The 4135-nt window shown below is 38.9% G+C and carries 5 protein-coding genes; all 5 read right to left on the bottom strand.

Annotation, left to right across the window (positions count from 1 at the left end):
- Positions 1 to 156 precede the first annotated feature (156 nt).
- Complete coding sequence (locus tag B2V92_RS05600; protein ID WP_293305537.1) at positions 157 to 921, bottom strand: SDR family NAD(P)-dependent oxidoreductase; 765 nt, start codon at positions 919 to 921, stop codon at positions 157 to 159.
- An 86-nt stretch (positions 922 to 1007) separates the two neighbouring features.
- The gene (locus B2V92_RS05595) at positions 1008 to 1415 is read right to left on the bottom strand and encodes a helix-turn-helix domain-containing protein (RefSeq protein WP_293305535.1); all 408 of its coding nucleotides are present in this window, start codon (positions 1413 to 1415) and stop codon (positions 1008 to 1010) included.
- Between the two features lie 131 nt (positions 1416 to 1546).
- Positions 1547 to 2044, bottom strand: a complete 498-nt coding sequence (locus B2V92_RS05590; protein ID WP_293305532.1) for a hypothetical protein — start codon at positions 2042 to 2044, stop codon at positions 1547 to 1549.
- Between the two features lie 18 nt (positions 2045 to 2062).
- On the bottom strand, positions 2063 to 2755 hold the full coding sequence (locus tag B2V92_RS05585) for a 2'-5' RNA ligase family protein (RefSeq protein WP_293305529.1): 693 nt from the start codon (positions 2753 to 2755) through the stop codon (positions 2063 to 2065).
- A gap of 149 nt (positions 2756 to 2904) precedes the next feature.
- The coding region (locus B2V92_RS05580; protein WP_293305526.1) for a glycine--tRNA ligase at positions 2905 to 4135 on the bottom strand (1231 nt) is incomplete at its 5' end.

Raw genomic sequence — 4135 nt, 5'->3', positions numbered from 1 at the left:
ACCACCAAGACACGAAGGCACAAAGATGTTTGGTCTTCGTGTCTTTGTACCTTCGTGGTCAAAAAACTGTTGATATTGCTATTAGAATAACCACCAAGACACAAAGAAATTTGCCTTCGTGTTTTGTTGCCTTCGTGGTCAAAATAGGCGAGCGGTTTATAAAAACATACCGCCCGATGCTTCAATGCGCTGTGCGGTAATCCATCTTGCATCTTCGGTACATAAAAATGCTACTACGCCGCCAATATCATCTGGTAAACCTACACGGCCTAAAGCGGTGTTAGCAGCTATACCTGCATTAAGCTGGTCGTTATCGCGTACTACACCACCACCAAAATCTGTTTCTATAGCCCCCGGAGCAATAATGTTCGATCTGATTCCCCTTGCACCCAATTCTTTAGCCTGGTATTTGGTTAAGGTTTCCATAGCACCTTTCATTGATGCATAAGCGGCATAACCTGGTGTTGCAAATCGTGCCAATCCGGATGAAACATTAATAATTCCACTGCCGTCATTTAATAGTGGCAACGCTTTCTGGGTTAAAAAGTAAGCGCCTTTGTAGTGGATGTTGACCAAAGCATCAAATTGTTCTTCAGTGGTGTCGGCGAAAGAAGCATGTATGCCAATCCCGGCGTTATTTACCAAAAAGTCGAACTTTTCTGCATTGAAAACAGATTTCAATACACTTTTAACCTCGCCGAAAAAAGTATCGAAAGTTTTAGAATCACCAACATTTAACTGTAATGCTGCTGCGGCAACACCAAGTTTTTTAATTTCGTTAACGGTTTCTTCTGCTTCTTCTTTTTTAGATTGATAGGTGATGATTACACCAAGTCCCTTTGCTGCAATTTTTAATGCTGCGTTTTTTCCCAATCCGCGGCTACCACCGGTTACCAGGGCAATTTTATTTTGTGTTTCCATTTTCTTTTAATTTGTTAAACAAAATTAGATGGAATTAGGCTGTAAAAATGGTGACAGCTTAAGTAAAAATGGTGACTGTTTAAGTTTTATATGGTGACAATTTCCTTATTTGTTGCCAGCGACTGGAAATAGGCCTCCCGGTACTGCTTTGGTGTTTGACCTGCAAAGTGTTTAAAAAACTTAGTAAAGTTGGATGGATCGTAAGTTAATATCCTTGCAATTTCTGCAACAGGCATACTTACATTCTGCAACATTGATTTAGAAATCTCCATTAAACGTTCTTCAAAAAAATAACAGGGCGAATGTCCGGTAGCTTCTTTTATGGTATTGCTTAAATGGGTAGGATGGACGTGGATAATTTCGGCAAAATCCCTCACTTCGAACATTTCGGTAGCGCGGCCCGATACTACATCGTCAAGATGTTTATCCAGTTCCTTTAAAAAATCTGCTGCTATTTCGTGTCGGCGGGCAAAAAACTTCTGTGGGATTTTCATAACAATGGTTTTTGATCTCTAAACAAATATACCATTCGGTTAAATGAATATGAAATTGGGCTACCTGGTGAAAGTTTTTTGTGACCAAAGTATTACCACGTTAAGGTTATGCGATATGGCGTTTATCGAAATTATGGTTGTGATTTACTATCATCAGTTATGTTAATCGAAAACTGTCCTTCGGTAATTGTTTTTTCATCATAACCAGTTGCTTTAAAAAAGAAAAACCCTTTAATTCTATCTTCGGTTACACTGGTAATTTTTACACTTCCTTCTGTTAAAAAATAAATTTCATCTTTTTCAACACCTTGATCCTTTTTAGTGTATGAGTATGAACCCGCTATCTGTCCCATGTTATCATTCAAAACGTATTCGCCCACTCCCTTATAATTGTGAATGTTTATCGCGATCATACGGTTTTGGGTTTTACCCACTATTCGCATCATTTTACCAGTTTCACTAGCCATAAAATCACTTTTAACTGCTATAAGGTAGGGGAATTCTACCAACGTATCCTCTATTTTAGCACTAAAAATATTCTTTTCAGGCTCTGGTGTTTCTTTTTTGCAGGATGAGGTAATTAAGAGGCATAGCAATGCCATTAAAAATAATCTGAACGGTAATTTCACAGCGTTAATTTGTTTGGGTTAATTAGTTTGCGAAGGTAAAGAAAACCGGTGCAATTTTTTAACAAATCTTTCCCGCTGGTACCAATCATTATACACCAGTTCGATCTGTTTTACTTCAAAAGTTCCAAAATCGTAATCCCTGTATTTTTCCACTAGGTTGATTAAAGCCTCTTTATTTTCTAACCCGGACCTGAAACGGATTACGGTAGAATGAGCAGTTTGAATGGCGTAACGTTTATCAATACTTTGTTGCAGGTTTGAATTTTTGAAGGCCTTGCGTAAGTCATCCCTGATCTCATTTAACGTTTCGGTTAAAAATCCCTGGATCAAAATACATGATGGGGAGGCTGTTAAGCCCTTAAAGTGGATGTTGAAATTTTTGTATTTAGCCAATACCTGTTTAGTGAGTTCTACATAATCTTCAACATTAATATCCTTTAAATCAAAACCCTCGTAACAGGAAATGATCGACATTAAAGTGATATGGATATCGGCATTTTGATAATAATACTGATCTGGCTCAATGGCTTTAGCTTCAGTTAAAAATTGCTGGATACGATTATTTGTTGCCTCATCTGGTCTGATTACCAGGGTAATCCCAAAACGCTGATCGGTATCCGAATCGATTAAACGGTCAATTTCGTAATCACCATTTGCTATTTTGGTTATCGAATTGTTGTAAAGTTTGTTATAGTGTTCGGCTAAATTCATTTTTTATTGTACAAAAAAGTCGCAGGGGTAAAAACCTGCGACTTAAAAAATCGTCATCCCGACCGAAGCACCTCGGAGTGGAAAGGTCTATCTTGGGTTAGATCTCTCGGCTTCGTTGCCCTCCGCTCTAGACGACGGATTTATAATTTTTACGCCAACAATGTTTTCCAGTTGGTTGCTTTACCAATGATGTTTGCTAAATCGGCAATGGCTACACGTTCCTGCTCCATACTGTCGCGGTGGCGGATGGTAACCGTATTATCATCTAAACTCTGGTGATCGATGGTAATACAGAATGGTGTACCTACTGCATCCTGACGGCGGTAACGTTTACCAATCGCATCTTTCTCCTCGTAAATACAGTTGAAATCGAATTTCAGTTCATCCATAATCTCACGTGCTTTTTCCGGTAAACCGTCTTTTTTGGTCAATGGGAAAATGGCTACTTTATATGGTGCCAAAGCGGGGTGTAAACGCAATAAAGTACGGCTGTCCTGTTTATCTTCGGTACTTAAATCCTGCTCTTCAAAAGCGTTGATCATGGTTAACAAAAACATACGGTCTAAACCGATAGAAGTTTCGATTACATAAGGAACGTAATTGCCATAAGGTTTACCTTCTTCGTTTAAATCGTTATCGAAATATTGCAATTTTTTGCCTGAAAATTTTTCATGCTGTTTTAAATCGAAATCGGTACGGCTGTGGATTCCTTCAACCTCTTTAAAGCCAAATGGGAATTCGAACTCGATATCGGTTGCTGCATTGGCATAGTGCGCCAGTTTTACGTGGTCGTGGTAACGGTATTTCTCAGGAGAAGTTCCTAAGGCCTTATGCCATTTTAAACGTGCTTCTTTCCAGTATTCGAACCATTTTTTGTCTTCGCCCGGGCGTACAAAAAATTGCATCTCCATTTGTTCAAACTCGCGCATACGCATTATAAACTGACGGGCAATTACCTCATTCCTGAAAGCTTTACCAATCTGTGCAATACCGAAAGGAATTTTCATCCTTCCCGATTTTTGAACATTTAAAAAGTTTACGAAAATACCCTGTGCCGTTTCCGGACGCAGATAAACCTCGTCGCTACCTTCCGCCATTGCACCAAATTGTGTGCTGAACATCAGGTTAAACTGGCGTACATCTGTCCAGTTGGATGTTTTGGAAATCGGGCAGATTATTTTATAATCAACGATTAAATCTTTTAACTGGGCTAAATTTTCTGATTTAAGCGCCAGGTTCATTTCTACTTTAAGCGTTAAACCCTTTTTAACAAATCTCCAGCTCGCTTCATCAACAAAAGGATATTTAGTATTATCTAAAATGGTTGTTTCATCTTTAAAAGTGGGTATCCAGCTGGCCTGACCTTCGTCGCTCAAACCT

The organism is Pedobacter sp. UBA5917 (assembly GCF_002432345.1).
In the GTDB taxonomy this organism is placed as follows: domain Bacteria; phylum Bacteroidota; class Bacteroidia; order Sphingobacteriales; family Sphingobacteriaceae; genus Pedobacter.
This window is presented reverse-complemented; position numbering and strand designations above follow the sequence as displayed.

Coding starts and splice junctions, on each gene's coding strand:
- B2V92_RS05600 (WP_293305537.1), bottom strand. CDS start 921: ATGGAAACACAAAATAAAATTGCCCTGGTAACCGGTGGTAGCCGCGGA.
- B2V92_RS05585 (WP_293305529.1), bottom strand. CDS start 2,755: ATGAATTTAGCCGAACACTATAACAAACTTTACAACAATTCGATAACC.
- B2V92_RS05595 (WP_293305535.1), bottom strand. CDS start 1,415: ATGAAAATCCCACAGAAGTTTTTTGCCCGCCGACACGAAATAGCAGCA.